The organism is Streptomyces purpureus, assembly GCF_014648195.1.
Taxonomy (GTDB): domain Bacteria; phylum Actinomycetota; class Actinomycetes; order Streptomycetales; family Streptomycetaceae; genus Streptomyces; species Streptomyces purpureus.
Genome location: NZ_BMQQ01000017.1, coordinates 83,092 through 106,414 on the forward strand (window position 1 = coordinate 83,092; position 23,323 = coordinate 106,414).

The 23,323-nt window shown below is 72.2% G+C and carries 21 protein-coding genes; 4 read left to right on the top strand and 17 right to left on the bottom strand.

The window, feature by feature from the left end; translation table 11 throughout:
* Positions 1-51 precede the first annotated feature (51 nt).
* The 5 genes from argC to IEZ01_RS21590 form a co-directional block, all read right to left on the bottom strand.
* Positions 52-1,080 carry an N-acetyl-gamma-glutamyl-phosphate reductase gene (gene argC / locus IEZ01_RS21570; protein ID WP_028797325.1) on the bottom strand — a complete coding sequence of 343 codons (1,029 nt, stop codon included), beginning with the start codon at positions 1,078-1,080 and terminating at the stop codon, positions 52-54.
* A 136-nt stretch (positions 1,081-1,216) separates the two neighbouring features.
* Positions 1,217-3,439: an NADP-dependent isocitrate dehydrogenase gene (locus tag IEZ01_RS21575; RefSeq protein ID WP_019884924.1), complete on the bottom strand. Its 2,223-nt coding sequence runs from the start codon at positions 3,437-3,439 to the stop codon at positions 1,217-1,219.
* A 105-nt stretch (positions 3,440-3,544) separates the two neighbouring features.
* Positions 3,545-4,678: a methyltransferase gene (locus IEZ01_RS21580; RefSeq protein WP_189203249.1), complete on the bottom strand. Its 1,134-nt coding sequence runs from the start codon at positions 4,676-4,678 to the stop codon at positions 3,545-3,547.
* Positions 4,679-4,757: 79 nt separating this feature from the next.
* A complete protein-coding gene (locus tag IEZ01_RS21585; RefSeq protein WP_189203251.1) occupies positions 4,758-5,342 on the bottom strand; it encodes a histidine phosphatase family protein in 585 nt (194 codons plus the stop codon).
* 189 nt (positions 5,343-5,531) lie between these two features.
* On the bottom strand, positions 5,532-6,971 hold the full coding sequence (locus tag IEZ01_RS21590; protein WP_028797327.1) for an aminotransferase-like domain-containing protein: 1,440 nt from the start codon (positions 6,969-6,971) through the stop codon (positions 5,532-5,534).
* On the opposite strand from IEZ01_RS21590, the gene IEZ01_RS21595 reads away from it, so the two are divergent.
* A complete protein-coding gene (locus IEZ01_RS21595; protein ID WP_019884928.1) occupies positions 6,970-7,866 on the top strand; it encodes a DMT family transporter in 897 nt (298 codons plus the stop codon). The genes IEZ01_RS21590 and IEZ01_RS21595 overlap by 2 nt on opposite strands.
* An 86-nt stretch (positions 7,867-7,952) precedes the next feature.
* Positions 7,953-8,156, top strand: coding sequence for a DUF1918 domain-containing protein (locus tag IEZ01_RS21600; RefSeq protein WP_019884930.1), 204 nt, complete (start codon positions 7,953-7,955; stop codon positions 8,154-8,156).
* Between the two features lie 29 nt (positions 8,157-8,185).
* On the opposite strand, the gene IEZ01_RS21605 is transcribed toward IEZ01_RS21600, so the two are convergent.
* The gene (locus tag IEZ01_RS21605; protein WP_040875103.1) at positions 8,186-9,475 is read right to left on the bottom strand and encodes a glycoside hydrolase family 10-like protein; all 1,290 of its coding nucleotides are present in this window, start codon (positions 9,473-9,475) and stop codon (positions 8,186-8,188) included.
* A 168-nt stretch (positions 9,476-9,643) separates the two neighbouring features.
* On the opposite strand from IEZ01_RS21605, the gene IEZ01_RS21610 reads away from it, so the two are divergent.
* The gene (locus IEZ01_RS21610) at positions 9,644-10,504 is read left to right on the top strand and encodes a 3-hydroxybutyryl-CoA dehydrogenase (RefSeq protein WP_106959780.1); all 861 of its coding nucleotides are present in this window, start codon (positions 9,644-9,646) and stop codon (positions 10,502-10,504) included.
* On the opposite strand, the gene IEZ01_RS21615 is transcribed toward IEZ01_RS21610, so the two are convergent.
* The 10 genes from IEZ01_RS21615 to infC all read right to left on the bottom strand — a co-directional run bounded on the left by IEZ01_RS21615 (position 10,489) and on the right by infC (position 21,865).
* Positions 10,489-11,019 (bottom strand): NUDIX hydrolase, encoded by a 531-nt coding sequence (locus IEZ01_RS21615; protein WP_078513255.1) that lies wholly within the window; start codon positions 11,017-11,019, stop codon positions 10,489-10,491. The two genes, IEZ01_RS21610 and IEZ01_RS21615, sit on opposite strands and share 16 nt — an antisense overlap.
* A 66-nt stretch (positions 11,020-11,085) precedes the next feature.
* A complete protein-coding gene (locus IEZ01_RS21620; RefSeq protein ID WP_019884934.1) occupies positions 11,086-12,426 on the bottom strand; it encodes an NsdA family TPR-like regulatory protein in 1,341 nt (446 codons plus the stop codon).
* Positions 12,427-12,735: 309 nt separating this feature from the next.
* Positions 12,736-13,785: a PP2C family protein-serine/threonine phosphatase gene (locus IEZ01_RS21625; RefSeq protein WP_019884935.1), complete on the bottom strand. Its 1,050-nt coding sequence runs from the start codon at positions 13,783-13,785 to the stop codon at positions 12,736-12,738.
* A gap of 590 nt (positions 13,786-14,375) precedes the next feature.
* Positions 14,376-16,889, bottom strand: a complete 2,514-nt coding sequence (gene pheT, locus IEZ01_RS21630) for a phenylalanine--tRNA ligase subunit beta (protein WP_019884936.1) — start codon at positions 16,887-16,889, stop codon at positions 14,376-14,378.
* A complete protein-coding gene (gene pheS, locus IEZ01_RS21635) occupies positions 16,889-18,028 on the bottom strand; it encodes a phenylalanine--tRNA ligase subunit alpha (RefSeq protein ID WP_019884937.1) in 1,140 nt (379 codons plus the stop codon). Before pheS ends, pheT begins: the two co-directional genes overlap by 1 nt.
* A gap of 127 nt (positions 18,029-18,155) precedes the next feature.
* On the bottom strand, positions 18,156-19,307 hold the full coding sequence (locus IEZ01_RS21640) for a sensor histidine kinase (protein WP_019884938.1): 1,152 nt from the start codon (positions 19,305-19,307) through the stop codon (positions 18,156-18,158).
* A gap of 54 nt (positions 19,308-19,361) precedes the next feature.
* Positions 19,362-20,219: a TrmH family RNA methyltransferase gene (locus IEZ01_RS21645; protein ID WP_019884939.1), complete on the bottom strand. Its 858-nt coding sequence runs from the start codon at positions 20,217-20,219 to the stop codon at positions 19,362-19,364.
* A 133-nt stretch (positions 20,220-20,352) separates the two neighbouring features.
* Positions 20,353-20,739 carry a 50S ribosomal protein L20 gene (rplT, locus tag IEZ01_RS21650; protein WP_019884941.1) on the bottom strand — a complete coding sequence of 129 codons (387 nt, stop codon included), beginning with the start codon at positions 20,737-20,739 and terminating at the stop codon, positions 20,353-20,355.
* Between the two features lie 105 nt (positions 20,740-20,844).
* Complete coding sequence (rpmI, locus tag IEZ01_RS21655) at positions 20,845-21,039, bottom strand: 50S ribosomal protein L35 (protein ID WP_019884943.1); 195 nt, start codon at positions 21,037-21,039, stop codon at positions 20,845-20,847.
* A gap of 124 nt (positions 21,040-21,163) precedes the next feature.
* A complete protein-coding gene (gene infC / locus IEZ01_RS21660) occupies positions 21,164-21,865 on the bottom strand; it encodes a translation initiation factor IF-3 (RefSeq protein WP_019884944.1) in 702 nt (233 codons plus the stop codon).
* A 331-nt stretch (positions 21,866-22,196) separates the two neighbouring features.
* On the opposite strand from infC, the gene IEZ01_RS21665 reads away from it, so the two are divergent.
* A complete protein-coding gene (locus IEZ01_RS21665) occupies positions 22,197-22,574 on the top strand; it encodes a DUF1844 domain-containing protein (RefSeq protein WP_028797332.1) in 378 nt (125 codons plus the stop codon).
* Here the strand turns inward: IEZ01_RS21665 and IEZ01_RS21670 are convergent.
* Positions 22,571-23,317 carry an SseB family protein gene (locus tag IEZ01_RS21670; RefSeq protein WP_019884946.1) on the bottom strand — a complete coding sequence of 249 codons (747 nt, stop codon included), beginning with the start codon at positions 23,315-23,317 and terminating at the stop codon, positions 22,571-22,573. The genes IEZ01_RS21665 and IEZ01_RS21670 overlap by 4 nt on opposite strands.
* Positions 23,318-23,323 lie beyond the last annotated feature (6 nt).

Sequence of the window (23,323 nt, forward strand, 5' to 3'; positions counted from 1 at the left end):
GGGGCGCGGGCATCGTCGTCGTCTGCCGACCGGCGGCTGCTCGTCCGTGGCTCACGGCGCAACTCCAGTCGTGGAAAGTCCCGTTGCCTCGGGGAGCCCGAGGGCGATGTTCATGCTCTGCACCGCGCCGCCGGCGGTGCCCTTGGTGAGGTTGTCGATCGCGCTGATCGCGATCACGCGGTGCGCCGCCTGGTCGTAGGCGACCTGGATCTGGACGGCGTTCGAACCGTAGACGGACGCCGTGGCCGGCCACTGGCCCTCCGGCAACAGGTGTACGAACGCTTCGTCGGCGAAGGCCTTCTCGTACGCGGCCCGGACCGTCTCCGCGGTCACGCCCGGCTTCGCCTTCGCCGAGCAGGTGGCGAGGATGCCGCGGGCCATCGGGGCGAGCGTCGGCGTGAAGGAGACGGAGATCCGCTCGCCCGCGACGCCGCTGAGGTTCTGGATCATCTCCGGGGTGTGCCGGTGGCCGCCGCCGACGCCGTACGGCGACATCGAGCCCATGACCTCCGAGCCCAGCAGATGCGGCTTGAGCGCCTTGCCCGCGCCCGACGTACCGGTGGCGGCGACGATCACGGCGTCGGTGTCGACCAGGCCGTTCGCGTACGCCGGGAACAGCGCGAGCGAGACGGCCGTCGGGTAGCAACCGGGCACCGCGATGCGCCTGGACCCCTCCAGCGCGGCGCGGGCGCCCGGCAGTTCGGGAAGGCCGTACGGCCAGGTGCCGGCGTGGGCGGAGCCGTAGAACGTCTCCCAGTCGGCGGAGTCCTTCAGCCGGAAGTCGGCACCCATGTCGACCACGAGCACCTCGTCGCCCAGCTGCTCGGCGACGGCCGCGGACTGGCCGTGCGGCAGCGCCAGGAAGACCACGTCGTGCCCGGCCAGGACCTCGGCAGTGGTCGGTTCGAGGACACGGTCCGCCAGCGGCAGAAGGTGGGGTTGCAGGGAACCGAAACGCTGGCCCGCGTTGGAGAAGCCGGTCAGGGCGCCGATCTCGACCCCGGGGTGGCCCAGGAGGAGACGCAGGACTTCGCCGCCCGCGTATCCGCTCGCTCCCGCCACTGCTGCACGTACCGTCATCGAACCCTCCTCGTCGATGGCATGACTATACGCAGTGCCGCAGTTTTATGCAAAGGCTTTATGCAAGGGAATACAAGAGATCCGCCCCGGGCGGACGGGAGTCCATCCGGGGCGGATCATGCCATCACACGGCGGTTCAGGCGAGGGACGCGAGCGCCTGGTTCAGCGTCGCGGACGGCCGCATGACCGCCGAGGCCTTGGCAGCGTCGGGCTGGTAGTAGCCACCGATGTCCGCCGGGGAGCCCTGCACCGCGATCAGCTCGTCGACGATGGTCCGCTCCTGCTCGGCCAGCGTCTTGGCCAGCGGCGCGAACGCCTCGGCGAGCTTGACGTCGTCCGTCTGCTTCGCCAGCTCCTGGGCCCAGTAGAGCGCCAGGTAGAAGTGGCTGCCGCGGTTGTCGATGCCACCGAGGCGGCGGCTCGGCGACTTGTCCTCGTTGAGGAAGGTGCCGGTCGCACGGTCCAGGGTGTCGGCGAGGACCTGGGCTCGGGCGTTGCCCGTGGTGGTCGCCAGGTGCTCGAAGGAGACGGCCAGCGCGAGGAACTCGCCGAGGCTGTCCCAGCGCAGGTAGTTCTCCTTGACCAGTTGCTGGACGTGCTTCGGGGCGGAGCCGCCGGCGCCCGTCTCGAACAGACCGCCGCCGTTCATCAGCGGGACGACCGACAGCATCTTGGCGCTGGTGCCCAGCTCCAGGATCGGGAAGAGGTCGGTGAGGTAGTCACGCAGGACGTTGCCGGTGACCGAGATGGTGTTCTCGCCGCGGCGGATGCGCTCCAGGGAGAACTTGGTCGCCTCGACCGGGGACAGGATCTCGATCCGCAGACCGTCGGTGTCGTGGTCGGCGAGGTACGTCTTGACCTTCTCGATCAGGACGGCGTCGTGGGCGCGGCCCTCGTCCAGCCAGAAGACGGCCGGGTCGCCGGTGGCGCGGGCGCGGGTGACGGCGAGCTTGACCCAGTCCTGGATCGGCGCGTCCTTGGTCTGGCAGGCGCGGAAGATGTCGCCCTCGGCGACCTCCTGCTCCAGGACGGTGTTGCCGGCGGCGTCGACGAGGCGGACGGTGCCGGCCGTGGCGATCTCGAAGGTCTTGTCGTGGGAGCCGTACTCCTCGGCCTTCTGCGCCATCAGACCGACGTTCGGGACCGAGCCCATGGTCGACGGGTCGAAGGCGCCGTGGGCGCGGCAGTCCTCGATGACGGCCTGGTAGACACCGGAGTAGGAGCTGTCCGGCAGGACGGCGAGCGTGTCGTGCTCCTGGCCGTCCGCGCCCCACATGTGGCCCGAGGTACGGATCATGGCCGGCATGGAGGCGTCGACGATGACGTCGGACGGCACGTGCAGGTTGGTGATGCCCTTGTCGGAGTCGACCATGGCGAGGGCCGGGCCCTCGGCGAGCTCGGCCTCGAAGGAGGCCTTGATCTCGGCGCCCAGGTGGGGGACGCCGTCCAGGCCCTTGAGGATGGTGCCGAGGCCGTCGTTGGGGGACAGACCGGCGGCGACGAGCGCCTTGCCGTACTTCTCGAAGGTCTGCGGGAAGAAGGCGCGCACGACGTGACCGAAGACGATCGGGTCGGAGACCTTCATCATCGTGGCCTTGAGGTGCACGGAGAACAGCACGCCCTCGGCCTTGGCGCGGGCGACCTGCTCGGAGAGGAACGTACGCAGGGCGGCGACGCGCATGACGGACGCGTCGACGACCTCGCCGGCCAGGACCGGTACGGACTCGCGCAGCACGGTGACGGCGCCGTCGGCGGCGACGTGCTCGATGCGCAGGGTGCCCTGCTCCGCGATCACCGTGGACTTCTCGGTGGAGCGGAAGTCGTTCTGGCCCATGGTCGCGACGTTGGTCTTGGACTCGGCCGACCAGGCGCCCATGCGGTGCGGGTGCGCCTTGGCGTAGTTCTTGACCGAGGCCGGGGCGCGGCGGTCGGAGTTGCCCTCACGCAGGACCGGGTTGACGGCGCTGCCCTTGACCTTGTCGTAGCGGGCGCGGATCTCGCGCTCCTCGTCGGTCTTCGGGTCGTCCGGGTAGTCGGGCAGCGCGTAGCCCTGGCCCTGGAGCTCGGCGACGGCGGCCTTGAGCTGCGGGATCGACGCCGAGATGTTCGGCAGCTTGATGATGTTGGCCTCAGGGGTCTTCGCCAGGTCGCCGAGCTCGGCGAGGGCGTCATCGATCCGCTGGTCCTCGGCGAGGTACTCCGGGAACTGGGAGATGATGCGGCCGGCCAGCGAGATGTCCCGCGTCTCCACTCGGACGCCGGCCGTCGAGGCGTACGCCTGGACCACGGGCAGGAACGAGTACGTCGCCAGGGCGGGGGCCTCGTCAGTGTGCGTATAGATGATGGTCGACTCTGTCACCGGGTGCTCCGCTCCACGTCTCCACGTCTGCAACATTGCTCGACATCAAGATATCTCGTGATCGACCCCGATCCGACAGGGCCACCCGTCATATGTTCGTCCCGGTCAGCGCTTGACGGCCTTGAGGACCACGAACTTGGGGTCGCCCGCGATCAGCTCGCTGTTGCCGAAGACGCGGCGCAGTGTGACGTGGTAGCCGAGGTGGCGGTTGCCGATCACCCACAGTTCGCCGCCGGGGCGCAGGGCCCGGCGGGCGTCGGTGAACATCCGGCGGGCCGTGGCGTCGGTCGTGGCGTGGTGGCTGTGGAACGGCGGGTTGTTCAGGACCAGGTCCACCGAGCCCGGCGCCACGTCGGAGAGGCCGTCGCCGACCCGGAACTCCGCCTTCGTGCCCGGTGCGGCGCCCGCCCGGAAGGTGGCCTCGGCGGAGGCGACCGCCTGGTAGGACTCGTCGACGAAGAGGAGCTCGGCGTCCGGGTCGGTGAGCGCGGCGGCCAGGCCGACGACGCCGTTCCCGCAGCCCAGGTCGACGATCCGGCGCCCCGGCGCGCCAGGGCCGGGGAGGTGGCGGAGGAAGAAGCGGGTGCCGACGTCCAGCCGGTCGGCGCAGAAGACGCCGGCGTGGTTGACGGCCGTGCGGCCCGAGACGGCGGAGGAGTCGCCGTCGAGGGTGTACGTGCACGGCCAGGGGCTGGGCCCCGGCGTGATCGAGGGGTCGGGGGTGGCGAAGATCAGGCGCGCCTTCTTCACCGCCAGCGAGGTGCGGGTGGGCCCGATGATCCGCTCGAAGAGCTGGAGCGTGGAGGTGTGGATCTCCTTGACCATGCCCGTACCGACGACGACCGTGCCCTCGTGCAGGGCGGGCGCGAGCCGGTGGAGCTGGTCCTCCAGGAGCGCGTGGCTCTTGGGGACCCGTACGAGCAGCACGTCGATCCGCTCCGGCGGCGGGTCCTGGGTGGTGAGCAGCCGTACGGCCGAGGGGTCCACGCCCGCCCGGGCCAGGTTGGCCCGGGTGGCCTCGCGGCCCAGGAAGGAGTCGGAGATCTGGACGGGCGACAGCGCGGCCAGCGCCGTGACGAGGGCGCCCCACCGGTCGCCGAGGACGACCACGGTCCCGGAGGGAGAGACCTCCTCCAGATGCCGCAGCAGATACTCGTCGGCGGCGTCCCAGGCCCGGAGGGTGTCGCGCGGGTCCTCGGGGAAACGGGTGAGGTCGAACTCGCCCCATGACGTGGTCAAACGGTTCATCGTGCCCTCAGGCTACGCCACGGCCGACGGCCGCCCGCCCGGCGCGGTGCCGGACCTGGTCGGCCCGGCCCTAGATCGCGTGAAGGGCGCCCGCTTCGAGGCACAGACTCCAGTGGCGGGGCCGGCCCGTCAGGGTCACCGTCGACAGCGGGCGGACGTCGACGTTCCAGTACGTCAGCGGTGGCGCCTGCAGGGCGTAGACCAGCGCGGCCCGTACGACGGCGGGTTCGGCGACGGCGACGATGGCGCCGTCGGCGGTGGGGCGGGTCTCCAACCACCCTCCTATCCGGGTGATGAAGGACAGCAGGGGCTCGCCGCCGTGCGGGGCCGCCCAGGGGTCGCCCAGCCAGGCGTCGACCGCGGCGGGGTCCTGGGCGGCGACCTCGGCGAGGGTGTACCCCCGCCAGCTGCCCATGTCGCAGTCGCGCAGGGCGGGCTGGGCGAGCGGGGCGTAGCCCAGGGCCCGGCCGGTGTCGCGGCTGCGGGCGGTCGGCGAGCAGTAGCGCAGCTCCGCCGCGCCGAGCGGGATCAGACTGGGGGCGGCGAGGCGCACGTCGTCCCAGCCCACCTGGTCGAGCGGCCGGTCGTCGTCGAACCGCTCGGCCAGCCGGGAGGAGCTGCGCGCGGCGGCGACGAGCGTGACCCGAAGACCCATGGCCGCGATCGTGAGGCCGGGGACGGTGCAGGTCAAGGGGTCGGGCGGAACGGACGAAGGGTCAGTTCAGGCCAGAGTTCCTCCACGTCCCGGGATCCTCACGTGGCAGGGAGACCGACCCTCGCGTAGACGCCGTCGGCGTCGTCGGTCGCGGACATGATCCGGGGCGCGCAGAGCGGGGCGGGATGGCTATGGACGGGCCAGTTCGTCGACGGCGGTCCGCAGCCGTCGTACGCCCTCGGCGATCTCGGCCGGACCCGCCACGCCCGCGAAGCTGAGCCGCAGATGGCCGGCCGGGGGTTCGGCGCAGAAGTAGGGGCGGCCGGGGGCGAGGGCGACTCCGGCGCGCAGGGCGGCGGCGAGCAGGGCGGGTTCGTCGAGGGTGTCGGGGAGGCGGAGCCAGAGGTGGTAGCCGCCGGAGGGGATGTGCGGCAGGGCGAGTTCGGGCAGGTGGAGGGCGAGGGCGCCGGCCAGGGTGTCTCGGCGGGTCTTGAGTTCGGCGGCGACGGAGCGGAGGTGGCGGGGCCAGGCGGGCGATCCGACGAGTTCCAGGGCAGCTTCCTGGAGGGGGCGGGGGACGAAGAAGCTGTCGACGACCTGGATGGCGCGCAGTCGCTCCAGGACCGGGCCGCGGGCGGCCAGGGCGCCGACCCGCAGGCTGGGGGAGGTGGCTTTGGTGAGGGAGCAGACGTGGACGACGACGCCGTCGGGGTCGTCGGCGGCGAGAGGGGCGGGCAGCGGCCCGGAGTCGTCGTGGACGAGCCGGCGGGCGAAGTCGTCCTCGACGACGAAGGCTCCGGCGGCCCGGGCGATCCGGAGCACCTCGGGGCGGCGGGGTCCGGCGAGCGCGGCGCCGGTGGGGTTCTGGAAGAGGGGCTGGCAGACGAAGACCCGGGCGCCGGTGGCGCGGAAGGCGGCTTCGAGCAGGTCCGGGCGGACGCCGTCGGTGTCGGTGGGGACGGGCACGGGCCGCAGTCCGGCGGCGCGGGCGACCGCCAGCATGCCCGGGTAGGTGGGGGATTCGACGAGGACGGGGGCGCCGGGCGGGGCGAGGGCTCGCAGGGCGGTGGTGATCGCGGACTGGCCGCCGGCGGTGACAAGGACCTCGGCGGCGGTGACCGTGCCGCCGATCTCGCGGGCGAACCACTCGCGCAGTTCGGGCAGACCGTCGACGGGGGGCCTCCCCCACGCTCCGGGGCGCCGCCCGGCCCGGGCGAGGGCGGCGGCCATGGCGCGTTCGGGCTGGAGGGAGGGGTGCAGATAGCCGCCGTTGAACTCGACGACGCCCGGTGGCGGGGCGGAGAGGGTGACCAGGACCCCGGAGCCGTCGACGGCCCGGGGGACGAGCTCGGTGGCGGCGTCGGCGCTGAGGGTGACCTCCTGCCAGGAGGTGTCGCCGGGGGCGGCGGTCGCGGTGCGGGGCTGGGCCCGGAAGACGCCGGCGCCGGGGCGGGTGACGACCAGGCCCTCCGCGGCGAGCTGGGCGAGGGCTCGCGAGACCGTGACCGGCGAGACCCGGTAGCGCTCCACCAGGTAGCGGCTCGACGGGAGCTTTCCACCCGGCGAGTAGCGGTCGAGCTCAGCTTTAAGAGAGTTCGCCAGTTCAGCCACGCTGCTACGCTCTTGCATGACAGCACAGGATAGCGCTACTCCCACCACGACGATAGCGGTCAGCGGCGGCACGATTCTCGCCGCGCTGGGTGTCGTCTGCTTCTCGCTGACCTTCCCCTCCACCGTCTGGGGCCTGGAGAGCTTCGGGCCGTGGTCGCTGGTCGCCGTACGGTCCACGCTCGCGGCGCTGATCGCCGGCGGCTTCCTGCTCGCCCTGCGGGTCCCGCTGCCGGAGCGGCGGCACTGGGCCGGGCTCGCGGTGGTCGCCGGCGGTGTGGTGGTGGGCTTCCCGCTGCTGACCACGCTGGCCCTGCAGACGTCGACCACGTCGCACGCGGCCGTGGTGGTGGGACTGCTGCCGCTGACGACCGCCGCTTTCGCCGCCGTACGCACCGGCCGGCGCCCGTCGCGGACCTTCTGGGCGGCCGCGCTTGCCGGAGCCGCCGTGGTGATCGCCTTCACCGTCCAGCAGAGCGGCGGGGCGCTGACCACCGGCGACCTCTACCTCTTCGGGGCGCTGCTGGTGTGCGCGGCCGGCTACACCGAGGGCGGCCGGCTCGCCCGGCTGATGCCGGGCTGGCAGGTGGTCGGCTGGGCGCTGGTCGGCTGTCTGCCGCTGATGGTGGCGGGTTCCGCGGTCGGCCTGGCCTACGAGCCGGTGCGCCTGACCGCGCACGGGGTGATCGGCCTGGTCTGGGTCGCGGCCGGTTCGACCTTCTTCGGGCTGTACGTCTGGTACCGCGGCATGGCCGCGATCGGCATCCCCAAGGCGAGCCAGCTCCAGCTGGCCCAGCCGCTGCTCACCCTGGTCTGGTCGGTGACCCTGCTCGGTGAGGAGCTCTCCCCGGCGGCGCCACTGGCGGCCGCCGCCGTCCTGGTGTGCATCGCGGTCACCCAGCGGGCCCGCGGCTGACCGTGCGCCCTGAAGTGACCCGGGTCACAATGGCGGACGTAGACTGCGAAATGTAGGAAAGGCCGGGCCCGAGGAGGTTCCTCCCGATGCAAGCGAGCGTGGGCGACAAGTTGCTGGTGCACGGCCGGACCGTCGGTCAGCACGACCGTACGGCCGAGATCCTGCAGGTACTGGGCGAGAACGGCACACCGCCATATCGCGTCAAGTTCGACGACGACGGCCATGAGGCCCTGATGTCACCGGGCCCCGACAGCGTCGTACGCCACCACAAGGAGACCGGACCAGCCTGACGGCCGGCCGCGGCTCCGACGGTCAGCGATCAGCGGGGAGGACGGACCCTGGTCGGGTAGTGGTCGGCCACGACCGTGGCCATCGCCCCGATCCGGTCCGCCGCGACCTCTTTCGCGGCGAAGAAGCAGTGGCCGCGGACCTCGCCGTACGCCTCGGCGAGGGTGAGGTGGCGGGAGAGCTCGGCAGGCTCCTGCCACTTCGACGGCTGGGCGGGGTCACCCGCCTTGTACAGCGCCTCCCCGACGTAGAGATGGACACCGGTGCCCCGCACGACCTCGTTCCACCAGGGCAGGAGCTTGGCGTAGTCCGCCGCCTTGAGGCCGATGTGCCAGTACAGCTGGGGCATGACGTAGTCGAGCCACGCCTGGCGGACCCATTTGCGGGTGTCGGCGTACAGGTCGTCGTAGGTCTGGGCGCTCGCGGTGTCGGAGCCGAGCGGGTCGGTGGAGGCGTTGCGCCAGACGCCGAAGGGGCTGATCCCGAAGGCGACGCCCGGCTTGATCTCCTTGATCCGTCCGGCCATCTCCTGGACCAGCAGGTCGATGTTGTTCCGCCGCCAGGACGCGCGGTTCGCGAACCCCCCGCCGTGGAGGGTGTACGCCTCGTCGTCGTCGAAGGTCTGCCCGGCCACCGGATACGGGTAGAAGTAGTCGTCCCAGTGGACGGCGTCGATGTCGTAGCGGCGGACCGCGTCGAGCATGGCGTCCTGGACGAAGGCGCGGACCTCGGGCAGACCGGGGTTGTAGTAGAGCTTTCCGCCGTACGCGACCGTCCACCCCGGGTGCAGCCGGGCCGGGTGGTTCGCGGTCAGCCGGCCGGGGTCGGTGTGGTTGGCGACGCGGTAGGGGTTGAACCAGGCGTGCAGCTCAAGACCCCGGGCGTGGGCCTCCCGTACGGCGGTGCCCAGCGGGTCCCAGCCGGGATCACGGCCCTGGACGCCGGTGAGGCATTCGGCCCACGGCTCGTACGGGGACGGCCACAGGGCGTCGGCGGTCGGCCGGACCTGGAGGACGACGGCGTTGAGGCGGCGCTCGACGGCGGTGTCGAGGTGGGCGACGAGTTCGGTCTGCTGCTGGGTGGCGCTCAGTCCGGTGCGTGAGGGCCAGTCGCGGTTGAAGACCGTCGCGAGCCACATGCCGCGGAATTCGTCCTGCGTGTCCGCCCGCCCGCCGGCCGGCCCCGCCTCACTCCGGTGCGCCGCCACCGGCGTCGCCGTGCGGGGCGCGGCGCTCGCCGCACCGCCCAGGGACAGCGCGGTGACGGCGCCCGTGGCGGCCGTCACAAAGTCGCGTCGATCAATTCTGCCGGTCTGCCGCATTTGCGACCCTCCGCTGGTCGGATGTGTGCTGTTTGTCCGGAAAGCATGCCCGCCCCGGGCGGCCCGCCACACGCAACGGCGGAGTAACGTCGTGGGGTCGAGGCGGGCGCCGGAATCACACGGAGACCTGCCGCAGGGAATCAGGAAAGGCACGAGGTGACGGACTCAATGGCCGACATTGCACGCGTCGGAGTGGTGGGCTGTGGCCAGATGGGCGCGGGCATCGCGGAGGTGTGCGCTCGCAGCGGCCTGGAGGTGAAGGTCGCCGAGACCACCGGCGAAGCGCTGGAGATCGGCCGTACCCGGCTGCAGAACTCCCTGTCCAAGGCCGCCCAGCGCGGCAAGATCACCGAGGAGGAGCGCGACGCGACCCTCGCGCGGCTCAGCTTCACCACCGACCTCGGGGAATTCGCCGACCGCGACCTCGTCATCGAGGCCGTCGTGGAGAACGAGCAGGTCAAGACCGAGATCTTCCAGATCCTCGACCAGGTCGTGACCCGCCCGGACGCGATCCTCGCCTCCAACACCTCCTCCATCCCGCTGGTGAAGCTGGCCGTCGCCACCTCGCGGCCCGACCAGGTCATCGGCATCCACTTCTTCAACCCGGCGCCGGTGCAGCAGCTCGTCGAGCTGATCCCCGCGCTCACCACCTCCGAGGGCACGATCAGCCGTGCCCAGGTGATGGTCGAGAAGATCCTCGGCAAGCACGCGATCCGTGCCCAGGACCGCTCGGGCTTCGTGGTGAACGCGCTGCTCATCCCGTACCTCCTCTCCGCGATCCGGATGTTCGAGTCCGGCATCGCAAGCCGTGAGGACATCGACAACGGCATGGAGATGGGCTGCGCCCACCCGATGGGCCCGCTGAAGCTCTCCGACCTGATCGGCCTGGACACGGTCGCCTCGGTGGCGGACTCCATGTACGCCGAGTTCAAGGAGCCGCTGTACGCCGCTCCCCCGCTGCTCCAGCGGATGGTGGACGCCGGACGCCTCGGCCGTAAGACCGGCTCGGGCTTCTACCCGTACAGCTGAGTCCACAGCAGCAGGAGACCGGCCGCCATGGCGGCGGCCGGTATCTCGCCGCGCGCGATCATGTCGGGGACGAGTTTGAGCGGCACCCACTCGCGGCGGGAGGACTCGAAGTCGTCCTCGGGATGGCCGGTGTAGGTGGCCCGGTCCGACCAGTAGAGGTGGTGGCGGGCGTCGGAGAGGCCGTTGGACGGCTCCACCGTGAGCAGATGGCGCAGCGGGCCGGGGCGCCAGCCGGTCTCCTCCTCCATCTCCCGCGCCGCGGCGGTGGCGATGTCCTCGCCGTCCTCGACGACCCCGGCGGGAAGCTCCCAGCCCCAGCTGTCGGTGATGAAGCGGTGCCGCCAGAGCAGCAGGACCTCGCCCGCCGCGTTGACGGCGGTGGCCACGGCGACCGGCCGCAGCCGGATGAGGAAGTGGTCGAGGTGCCGGCCGTCGGGGAGTTCGACATCGGCGAGGTTCACCCGGAACCAGCGATTCCTGTACACAGTCTGTTCGCTCAGGTTCGTCCACTGCACGGTTGTGCCACCTTCCGCTTGTGTAGGTGGCAGCATCGGAGCAGCTCGGTGCGGACAGCGGAACGCTCACAAGGGAACGCGCAGGGCTCCGTCGATGAGTTCGGCCGCTTCTCGCGCATCGGCGCAGCCGCTGGCGACCAGATGCTCCCGTACCTCGCGCAGCCGGTCCCGTAGCCGCTGCGACTCCATTCCCCGTACCCGGTCCGCCATTTCGGCGGCCGTGCGGGCGGCTTCGTCCGGTTCCCCCTGGCGCAGCTGGATCCGGCTGAGAATGGCGAGCCGGTGGACCCGGCCGCGGTCGTGGGCCGGTGTGCCGACGGCGGCGACCGCGTGTTCGCGGGCCGCCGGAAGGTCGCCCAGGCTCAGGAGCGCCTCGGCGACTTGTACGTTCACCAGACCGGGCTGGACATAGCCGGTCTCGTCGGGTTCATGGCATGGCCTGATCCGTTCGGCCTCCTGTTCCGCCCGGCGGATGCAGCGCAGCGCGCTGCCGCCGTCGCCGAGGTGGGCGTACGCCTTGGCCTGCATCGCGTACAGATCGGCGGCGAGCGCGGGGGTGATCTCCCGCCCGGCGGTACGCAGCGCGGCCTCCGCGAACGCCACGCCCTGGCGGAACTCCCCCATGAACAGGGACTGGTTGACCAGCAGCGCGATCACATAGGCCCCCAGGCCCCGGTCGCCGCTGGCCTTCGCCAGGCGAAGCGCCTGGTGGAAGTAGCGCTGAGCCAGGCCGTGCGCGTCGGAGTCGTACGCGCAGATGCCCGCCACCGACACCAGTCCGCCGGTGGCGCGGTGCAGCCGGCGGCCGAGGCTGTCGTCGTAACGGCCGCGGAGCAGCGGCGCCGCCTCGGCGTTGAGGAATCCGACGATCCGGGCGCGGGTGGCGATCCCGCCGGCCCGGCGGTACATCAGCTCGTAGTGGGCGCGGGCGGCCCGGAGCATGGTGATGTCGGCGTGCTGGACGCGTGTCTGGCCGTCGCGGGAGACATCGGCGTCCTCGGGAGGGTTCTCCCACTCCCAGACGGGCATCACTGCGGGCGTGCCGGTCACGGCGGGGGCGCCGAGGATGTGCGGGCGCTGCTGTTCGTCGGAGCGCCACAGGGCGGTGGCCCGTTCGACGAAGCCGCGCAGCGGGGTGCCGTGCGGCTCCGCGGCGCCGCCGGGGACGCCGAGGCCGATGTCGTCGAGGGTGACGGGCCGGTGGAGCCGAATGGAGAGCACTTCGCAGATCAGGTCGGGGACCTGGCCGCGGGGGCGCTGTCCTTTGAGCCAGCGGCCGACGGCGGTGTGTTCGTAGCGCAGGCTGAGGCCTCGGACCCGGCCCCGCTGGTTGACGTGCGCGGCGAGGCCGGCGTGGGAGATGCCCGCTTCGTCGAGCAGGGCGTCGAGCAGGGTGTTGGGCTGCATGGTGGCCCCTTCGATGCCTCGGTGCCGTCAGGGTAGTGGAGGAGGGTGCGTACGGACCCCGGCGTGTGCGGGCCGGCCCCGGTGTGCGCGGGCGCGGTTCGCACGGGGTGTGAACGCAGTGCCCGTGACCGTGCCCCGTGTGCTCTCCCGCCGGGCGCCGAGCGCCGGTTGACTGAACTGCCTCGAAAGGAGGCGGCCGGGCCGTCGGCTCCCCCTCGAACAGTGCGACGGCCCGCTCCGTGCCGTCCGTCCTGCTGGTCTGCCCGACACTCCGCGGCAGGACGGACGGCCCCGACCGCTGAAGCCGGCCTAGCTCCGCGAGGGTGCCGTCCGGGCGCGGCAGGGACCGGTTTCGGGGAGCTGTGCGGGCACCCGCGAGCGGTCGTTGCGTACGGCGAGCAGGGCGACGTCGTCGGTGACCCGTCCGCCGGTGTGCCGCAGCAGCGCGGCGTGGACGCGGTGGACGACTGCGGTGGGCGACACGGGCGTACCGGCCGCGGCTTCGCCGAGGACCGTGGCGAGCGGGAAGAACCGGCCGCGGGGGTCGCGGGCGTCCTCGGCGCCGTCGGTGTGCAGGAACAACGCCTCGCCTGGCAACAGCCGTGGGCAGCGGTGCGGGTGCAGCTCGGCGGGGAGCGGAAGGACACCGAGCGGGGGCAGCGTGTCACCGGCTTGGACCGGGTGTGCGCCGCGGTGGAGCCGGTACGGCCAGGGGTGGCCGCAGTTGAGGGCGAGGACGTCGCCCTCGGGGCGGATCTCCAGAAGCAGGACGGTGACGAACTCCTCGGCCGCCGGGTGCTCGGGCGCGCGGGCGCCGGAGGCGGGGTGCTCGTCCCGGGCGCGCTCCCGCAGGTGCCGATGGTGGGCCCGGTCCATGCGCCGCAGCACACCGGCGAGTTCGGTTTCGTCGTGGACGGCCTCGCGGAAGCTGCCGAGGAGTGCGGCGACGGCCCCGATCGCGGCGAGGCCGTGGCCTCGGACGTCACCGATGACGACCCGGACGCCGTGCGGGGTGGCGACCGCGTCGTAGAGGTCCCCGCCGATCTCGGAGGCGCGGGAGGCGGAGAGCTGGGTGGCGGCGAGAGTGAGCCCGTCCAGTCGCGGGGGCGGCGGGCGGAGCAGGACGCGCTGCGTGGCCCGGGCGACCTCGCGGACCTGGCGCAGCTCGCGGGCGAGGCCGCGGCGGATGCCGAGAACGAGTCCCGTGCCGACGGTGAAGAAGACGGCGCTGGTGGCGATGCGGGTGGCGAGCCCCTCCTGCTGGGCGAGGGGACAGGCGAGCTTCCACGTGACGGCGGCCGCGCCCCAGAGGGTGGGAAGGGCCAGCGGGCCCAGTCGGCGCCAGCTGCTTCGGATCATTCCGGTGGCCCCCCTCCAGGCCCTGGGTTCACAGGGCCGCCTCTGTGGCCGGGTCGATTCTGTCGATCGTCCGGGACGGGGCGGAAGGTGCGCCAGAGATCTCACCCGAATGAGTGAGATGGGCGAGCGTGACAGGAAAGGGGCCGCCACGGGTGGTCGGGGGTGCCCTTTCGGGCCGTACGGGCGGGTCGGGCGCCGCGGAGTAGGACGCTGGTGCGCCTGGGCGGGAGGGGGCGCCCCGGGGAAGTCCCGGGGGTGCCCCTTGGGGCCGTAGCCCGGAGTTCGGCCCCGGTGCGCCCGCGCCGGCGGGCACGGAAAGGGCCACCCCGGCACGCACCGGAAGGGCTGCTTCGGGCACGACGGTACGTCGCGGAAGGGCCGCCTCGGATCGTACGAGCCGTCGGACGCCACGCAGGACGGCCGGGTACGCCCGCACCGGCGGGCACGGAAGGGGGCGACCCGTCGCACTCCCCCAGACAGGCCGACTCCGGCCTACGAGCCGTCCAGCGCCCGGAGTTCGGCGGCGGCGGGCGCGGAAAGGGGCCACCCCGGGCAGTCCCGGAGTGGCCCCTTCACCGTCCTGCGGCCCGTCAGGCGCCGCGGAGGACCGCTCCCGCGCGTTCCGTGGCCAGTGCCACGGCCGCGTCGCGGGCGGCCGAGGCCTCCTCGACGGTCAGCGTGCGGTCCGTGGCGCGGAAACGCAGCGCGTACGCCAGGGACTTGCTGCCCTCGCCGATCTGGTCGCCGGTGTAGACGTCGAACAGGCGGATGGACTCGAGGAGTTCACCGGCGCCTTCGCGCAGGGTCCGCTCCACCTCGGCGGAGGGGACGTCCTTGGGCACGACCAGCGCGACGTCCTGGGTCGCCACCGGGAAGGTGGAGATCCGCGGTGCCTGCACGGCGCCGGCGGAGGCCTGCTCGACGGTGTCGAGGTCGATCTCCATGGCGCACGTACGGGCCGGCAGGCCGAAGGCCTTCACGACGCGCGGGTGGAGCTCTCCGGCGTGGCCGACGACCTTCTCCGCGCCGTCGACGACGACGGCGAGCTCGGCGCAGCGGCCGGGGTGCCACGGACCGTACTGGCCCTGACGCACGATCAGTTCGGCACCGGCCTCACGGGCGACGGTCCGGGCGGCCTCGACCGCGTCGGCCCAGTCGGACGGGCGGCCCTTGCCCCACCAGCCGGCCTGCTCGCGGGAGCCCGCGAGGACGACGGCGGCGTGCCGCGGCTGCCGGGGCAGGACGGCGGTGAGACCGGCGATCTCCTCGTCGGTGGGACGGCGGTCGGCGGGGATGCGGACCGCGACGTCGGTCCCGTCGGCCGGGTGGAAGACCAGCCCGGTCTCGAAGAGCGCCAGGTCGTGGCTGCCGCGGCCGTCGTTGCGCCGCAGTGCGCCGAGGAGGCCGGGCAGCAGCGTCGTGCGCAGCGCCGGCTCCTCGTCGGAGAGCGGGTTGACGAGGGTGACGACGCGGCGGGCCGGGTCGTCGGCGTCGAGGGCGAGCTGGTCGAAGACCTGCTCGCCGATGAACGGGTAGTTCAGGGCCTCGACGTACCCGGCACCGGCCAGCGCGCGGCCGACCCGGCGGTGGCTGCGCTGACGCTCGGTCAGGCCCCGGCCGGCGGGCGGCTTGGGCAGCGTGGAGGGCAGGTTCTCGTAGCCCTCCAGCCGGATGACCTCTTCGGCGAGGTCGTTGGGGGCGACGAGGTCGGGGCGCCAGGACGGCACCGTGACGACCAGCTCGTCCTGCCCGTAGACGTCGCAGCCGACCTCCTGGAGGCGGCGGACGACGGTCTCGCGGCCGTAGGAGACACCGGCGACCCGGTCGGGGTGGTCGGCGGGCATGGTGATCGTGTGCGGCCCGGAGGGGGCGACGATCTCCGTGACGCCGGCCTCGGCGGTGCCGCCCGCGAGGAGGACGAGCAGGTCCACCGTGCGCTGGGCGGCGGCGGCAGCGGCCTGCGGGTCCACGCCGCGCTCGAAGCGCCGGGACGCCTCGGAGGACAGCTTGTGCCGGCGGGCGGTGCGGGCGATGGAGAGCGCGTCGAAGTGCGCGGCCTCGATGACGACCTCGGTGGTGGCACCGGCGGCGTCGTCGTGGTCGGCGATCTCCGTGTTGGCGCCGCCCATCACACCGGCGAGGCCGATGGCTCCGCGGTCGTCGGTGATGACGAGGTCCTCGGCGTCGAGGACGCGCTTGACGCCGTCGAGGGTGGTGAACTTCTCGCCGGCCTCGGCGCGGCGGACGCCGATGGTGCCCTCGACCCGGGAGCGGTCGTAGGCGTGCAGCGGCTGGCCGAGCTCGAGCATCACGTAGTTGGTGACGTCGACGGCGAGCGAGATCGGGCGCATGCCGGCCTTCTGTAGGCGGCGGCGCAGCCAGATCGGGGAGCGGGCCTCGGGGTCGAGGCCGGTGACGGTCCGGGCGACGAAGCGGTCGCAGCCCATCGGGTCGCCGATCGTGACCGGGTAGCCGTACGAGTTCGGCGCGGGCACGTCGAGGAGGGCCGGGTCGCGCAGCGGCAGCCCGTAGGCGGTGGCCGCCTCGCGGGCGACGCCGCGCATGGAGAGGCAGTAGCCGCGGTCGGGCGTGACGGCGATGTCGAGGACCTCGTCGAAGAGTTCGAGGAGCTCGGTGGCGTCGGTGCCGACCTCGTGCTCGGGCGGCAGCACGATGATGCCGTGGCTGCCGTCGTCGCCCATGCCCAGCTCGTCGCCGGAGCAGATCATGCCGCGGGAGACCCGGCCGTACGTCTTGCGCTCGGCGATCCGGAAGTCGCCGGGGAGGACGGCGCCGGGCAGGGCCACGACGACCTTGTCGCCCTCGGCGAAGTTCCGGGCGCCGCAGATGATCTCCTGCGGCTCGCCAGTTCCGTTGGCCTGGCCGACATCGACGGTGCAGAAGCGGATCGGCTTCTTGAACTCGGTCAGTTCCTCGATGGTGCGGACCTGTCCGACGACGAGGGGGCCGGAGAGCCCGGCGCCGAGCTGCTCGACGGTCTCGACCTCCAGACCGGCCGACACCAGCTTGGCCTGCACGTCGCGGCCGGTCTCGGTGGCCGGCAGGTCGACGTACTCCCGCAGCCAGGAAAGCGGGACCCGCATCAGATCTCCATCCCGAACGGCCGGGTGAACCGGACGTCACCCTCGACCATGTCTCGCATGTCTTCGACGTTGTGGCGGAACATCAGCATCCGTTCGATGCCGAACCCGAAGGCGAATCCGCTGTACTTCTGGGGGTCGACGCCGCAGGCGACGAGCACCTTGGGGTTGACCATGCCGCAGCCGCCGAGCTCGATCCAGCCCTCGCTGGAGCAGGTGCGGCAGGGGCGCTCCGGGTTGCCGACGGACTCGCCGCGGCAGACGTAGCAGAGCATGTCCATCTCGGCGGACGGCTCGGTGAAGGGGAAGAAGTTGGGGCGCAGCCGGGTCTTCATGTCGGGGCCGAAGAGCGCCTGGACCATGTGGTCGAGGGTGCCCTTCAGGTCGGCCATGGTGAGGCCCTCGTCGACGGCGAGCAGCTCGATCTGGTGGAAGACCGGGGTGTGCGTGGCGTCGAGCTCGTCGGTGCGGTAGACCCGGCCGGGGCACACCACGTAGACCGGGGGTTCCCGGTCGATGAGGGTGCGGGCCTGGACCGGGGAGGTGTGCGTCCGCAGCACGATGCCGGACTCGTCGCCGGTGGTGACCTTGCCGTCGGCGGTGGTGCCCTGGACGAAGAAGGTGTCCTGGGTCTGCCGGGCCGGGTGGTCGGGGACGAAGTTGAGGGCGTCGAAGTTGAACCACTCCGCCTCGACCTCGGGGCCCTCGGCGACCTCGTAGCCCATGGAGACGAAGACGTCGGAGACGCGCTCCATGAGGGTGGTCAGCGGGTGGCGGGCGCCGGACGGGGTGCGGTCGTAGGGAAGGGTGACGTCCACCGCCTCCTCGACCAGCACGCGGGCGTCGCGCTCGGCCTCCAGCTCGGCCTGGCGGGTCGCCAGGGCCTTGCTGACCTGGCCGCGGGCCTGGCCGACGCGCTTGCCGGCCTCGGCCTTGGCCTGCGGCGGCAGCGCGCCGATCTCCCGGTTGGCGAGGGCGAGCGGCGAGGTGCCACCGGTGTGCGCGACCTTCGCGTGCGCGAGCTCGTCGAGGTCGCCCGCGGCGGCGAAGGCGGCGAGCGCCTCGTCCCGCATGCGCTCGATCTCTTCCGGTTTCAGTGCCTCGACCTCAACCGGGTCGTACGACTTATTGGGTGCGGACATCTCTTCCCGTGCTTCCGTTTGGCTGGCTGGGCTGCCCCGCTCGACGACTGGGGCGCAAACGTGCCAAAGGTCGAGTCTAACGGGGTGCGAGGATGCGAATGAGCCCGTGGGCTGCTCGGACGCTCTCTCAGGGTTGCTGGAGATAGGCCGGGGCGCCGACGGGCAGGATAAATCGGAACTCGGCGCCACCGCCGGGTCCGCGGCCGACGGTGATCGTGCCGCCGTGCGCCTCGACGATGCCCTTGACGATATAGAGGCCGAGACCGGTCCCGCCACGCTTGCTGCCCCGCCAGAAGCGGGTGAAGACACGGCCCATCGACTCCTCGGGGATGCCGGGGCCTTCGTCGCTCACGGTGACGGCCGTTCCCTTCTCTGTCCGTCCGGCGCTGCTGACGTGCGCCGGTGCCACGTCGATGGTGACGGTTCCCTCGCCGTGGCGCACCGCATTTTCGAGCAGGTTGCCGAGGATCTGGTCGATCTTGTCGGGGTCGGCCCACAGGTCGGGCAGGCCGGGCCGGACACGGACGAAGAACCGGTCGGGCGACTGGCCGCCGGTGGTGTGCGCCTGGATGTGGCGGCCGACGGCGGCGGCGATGTCGACGGGCTGGCGGCGGACCTCGAGGCGTCCGGAGTCGATCCGGGAGATGTCGAGGAGCTCGGCGATCAGCCGGGTGACGCGGTTGGCGTCGGCGTCGACGGTCTCCAGCATGAGCCGCTTCTGGTCGTCGGTGAACCGCTCCCACTTGGCGAGGAGGGTGGCGGTGAAGCCCTTGACGGAGGTGAGCGGGGAGCGCAGTTCGTGGGCGACGGTGGCGATGAGCTCGGCGTGGCTGCGTTCGTTGCGGCGGCGGGCCTCGGTGCCGCGCAGCGAGACGACGACCCGGCGGACCGGTCCGGTGGGGTGCTCGCGGACGTAGCGGGCGGAGACGAGGACCTCGCGGCCGCCGGGCAGGAGCAGGTTCCGCTCGGGCTGGCCGGTACGGGTGGCCAGGCCGCCGTACGGGTCGGTGAGGGCCCACCAGCGGCGGCCCTTGAGGTCTTCCAGCGGCAGGACCTGGTCGAGGGCGCGGCCGAGGGCCTGGTCGGCCGGGAGCGCGGTGATCCGGGCCGCGGCGGCGTTGAAGCAGACGACGTGCCCGGTGGCGTCGGCGACGACGAGACCGTCGGGCAGGTCGTCGGGGTCGATGCCGGCCGGGCGGACGTCGAGGGGGTCGCCGTCCGCGGCCGCGTTCCGCGGGGTGTGCGTGGTGTGCGTGGGCCGGTCCGTGCCGACTGTCATCCCCGTACCCCACCTCTCCGTGAAGCGCAGTGGGCCCCCGAGCCCGTCACCCTACTAGCTGGACGCGACGGAGCGGCACCCTCCGGGGGCTCGCTGGGCGCGTGCGGAGGCGTAGAGGCAGACGGCGGCGGCGGTGGCGAGGTTGAGGCTTTCGGCCTTGCCGTGGATGGGGACGCGCACGACCGCGTCGGCGAGTGCGCGGGTCTCCTCCGGGAGCCCCCAGGCCTCGTTGCCGAAGACCCAGGCGGTGGGGGTGCCCATGGTGCCCGCGTCGAGTTCGGCGTCGAGGTCGTCGTCGCCCGCTCCGTCGGCGGCGAGGATGCGCACGCCGGCGGCCTTGAGGCCGGCGACGGCCTGTTCGACGGGGACGCCGACGGCCACGGGCAGGTGGAAGAGGGAGCCGACGGAGGCGCGGACCGACTTGGGGTTGTAGAGGTCGACGGAGGCGTCGGTGAGGACGACGGCGTCGGCGCCCGCGGCGTCGGCGCAGCGCAGGACGGTGCCGGCGTTTCCGGGGTCGCGTACGTGGGCGAGTACGGCGACGAGCTTGGGCCGGGCGGCGAGGATCTCCTCGAACGGCGAGTCGAGGAAGCGGCAGACCCCGAGCAGGCCCTGGGGGGTGACGGTCTGGGAGACCTCGGCGAGGACGGCGTCGGAGGCGTGGTGGACGCGGGCGCCGGTGGCGCGGGCGGCGTCGATGATGTCGGCGTACCGCTCGGCGGCCTCGACGGTGGTGAAGAGCTCGACGAGGGTGGGCTCGCCGTCGCTGCCGCGGTGCTCGACTGCCTCCCGGACGGCCTGCGGGCCCTCGGCGATGAACCGGCGGTCCTTGCCCCGGAAGTTGCGCTTGGCCAGCCGCCGGGCGGCGACGACGCGCGGGGAACGCGGGGAGATCAGCTCGGGGGTGCCCATGGTGTGCGGCTCACTCTTCCTGCCGGGGTCCGGGGTCGTCCCCGGGAAAGCACAGTCGTACGAGAGGTGGAACGCGCCGGACCCGCAGGCGCTGGGCCTGCGGGTCCGGGCAGAAGTACTGCGGCCTGGAAGATCAGGCGGCGGCCTTCGGGGCGTTGACGTCGGCCGGGAGGGCCTTCTGCGCGACCTCGACGAGGGCGGCGAACGCGTTGGCGTCGTTGACGGCCAGCTCGGCGAGGATCTTGCGGTCCACCTCGATGTTGGCGGCCTTCAGACCCTGGATGAGGCGGTTGTACGTCATGCCGTTCAGGCGGGCAGCGGCGTTGATGCGCTGGATCCACAGCTGACGGAAGTCGCCCTTGCGCTTCTTGCGGTCGTTGTAGTTGTAGACCAGCGAGTGGGTGACCTGCTCCTTGGCCTTGCGGTACAGGCGCGAACGCTGGCCGCGGTAACCGCTGGCCTGCTCGAGGATCGCCCGGCGCTTCTTGTGGGCGTTGACTGCCCGCTTGACGCGTGCCACTTGTTAACTCCTTGTAGCGGGGCCGCGGTTGGACTCACACGACCCGGAAACGAATTGGTCCCGGACTGGGCCGGAGGCCCTCGGTCACCGAGGGCGGAAGGTCAATCAGATGCCCAGCATCTTCTTGATCTTGGCGGCGTCACCCGGGGCCATCTCGGCGTTGCCGGTGAGGCGACGCGTCAGCTTGGACGACTTGTGCTCGAGCAGGTGGCGCTTGCCGGCGCGCTCACGCAGCACCTTGCCGGAGCCGGTGATCTTGAAGCGCTTCTTGGCACCGCTGTGCGTCTTGTTCTTCGGCATCGCGCCGTTCTCTCCTCGTCAGTGGCGCTCCCACCGGTGCCAGGCACCGGTAACCGGGAGCGTCAGATCTTGGTGTGGTGTGTCCGGGCGGGGCCGGGGGGCGCCTGGATGGCCGCCCCTCCGATCACGCCTCGGGGTTCTCGGCCTCGGCGTCGGCCGGAGCCTCCGCCTGGGCCTCGGCCGGAGCCTCGGTCGCCTCGGACGAGCCGCCCTGACGCTCGGCCTTGCGTGCGGCCTGAGCCTCACGCGCCTCGGCCATGGCCTCGGTCTTCTTCTTGTGGGGGCCAAGAACCATGATCATGTTCCGGCCGTCCTGCTTCGGGTTGGACTCGATGAAGCCAAGCTCCTCGACGTCCGAAGCGAGGCGCTGGAGCAGCCGGAAGCCCAGTTCAGGGCGGGACTGCTCACGACCACGGAACATGATCGTGATCTTGACCTTGTCGCCCTGCTTGAGGAACCGGACGACATGACCCTTCTTGGTGTCATAGTCGTGCGGGTCGATCTTCGGCCGGAGCTTCATCTCCTTGATGACCGTGTGCGCCTGGTTCTTACGCGCCTCACGGGCCTTCATGGCCGACTCGTACTTGAACTTCCCGTAGTCCATGAGCTTGCACACGGGCGGACGGGCGTTCGCCGCGACCTCGACCAGGTCGAGGTCGTACTCCTGTGCAAGCTCCAGGGCCTTGGCAAGCGGAACAATTCCGACCTGCTCGCCACTGGGACCGACAAGTCGCACCTCTGGAACGCGAATCCGGTCGTTGATGCGGGGCTCGGCGCTGATGGATCCTCCTCGGTAGCACCACGCGACCGCCTGGCGGACGGACACGTAACGTCTGTTCTTTGAGACCAACCGCGCCGGTACACGAAAAATGCCCCGACGGGACACAGGCGGGGCTCCAAGGAAATACCGGAGCACCGCCACGGCGTACCGCGGGGCGCACATCGGGCGGCTCCATCGTCCGTACGGAACGATGGTCGCCACCTGACCGGTGACCCGCCGCCCCGGAGGGCGGCCAGGTGGGAGATCGGAGCCTCCACTTGTGGGCCGGGCACGCAGGTGTCCGGCCGGTCGTTACACAAGGTTAGCAGCTTCGGCCCGCGGGGGCGAACGGAAGGCCGGGACGGCGTCCGGCGGGGCGGGGCATATCGTGTGGGGCATGAGTGAGACGCCCTCCACGCCTTCCGGAGAATCCCCCGAATCCCCCGACTTCGACGCCATGACCCGCGACATCGCGGAGGTCCCGGCCGTCGAGGTGATCGTGACGGTCGCCGTCAACCTGATGAGCGCCGCCGCGGTGAAGCTCGGGCTGACCGAGGAGGGCGAGGAGCACAAGGACCTGGACGAGGCCCGCAAGCTGGTGCACGCGCTCGCCGGTCTGCTCGACGCGAGCACGACCGAGATCAGCTCGTTCCACGCGGCGCCGCTGCGGGACGGCCTGAAGTCGCTCCAGCTCGCGTTCCGCGAGGCGTCCATCGTCCCGGACGAGCCGGGCAAGGGCCCGGGCGAGAAGTACACCGGGCCGGTCTACGGCTAGTCGTCCGACCCGCTCTTCCGTAGGTAAAGGGGCTCGCCGGGAGGCGTGGCCGAGGCCGGCAGCAACGCCAGGTCGAGGCCGCGCACCAGGCGGGCCCTGAGTGTTTCGTCGGCGGCCAGGGCGCGGGCGACCCGCTGGGCCGCCTCGGCCGGGGCCGCGTCCGGGGCGAGGACGAGGGCGAGGGTGGCGTCGGCGCTGCCCGGGCCGAGGTGGGCGCGCAGGACGGCGGGCTCGGCGGCGACGGCTTCCCGGACGGCGGCGACGACGGCCGGGTCGGCGATCGGGTCGGTGCTGGTGCGGCCCTCGGCGAGGGCGAGCAGGGCGGGGCCGGTCAGCTGGTACGGCACGGGGCCCGCGAGGTCGAGGACGAGCGTGTCGGCCTTCTCGTGCGCGGCGGCCTGGAGGGCCTGGTGCAGGGGTACGGCGACGGGGCGGGCGGCCGGGTCCCAGCGGGCCAGGGACGCGGTGGAGGTGAAGGCGGGCAGGGCGCGCCGGTCACCGGCGGTGAGGGTGGGGACGGCCATGTCGCTGGTCTTCTCGCGGCGCAGCCCGTTCTCGTCGGTCTCCACCTCGCCGAGGACGGCGACGACGGGGACGAGGAGCCGGGCGTCGCGCAGGGCCTCCAGCACGGGGCCGTGTGCGGTGCGGTCCTCGGCCCAGGCCGCGAGGGCCGCGGTGAGCCGCGGGTCGGCGGTGCCGTCGTCGTCGGAGAAACCGGGGTCCGGGATGTTCTTGAGCGCCACCCGTCG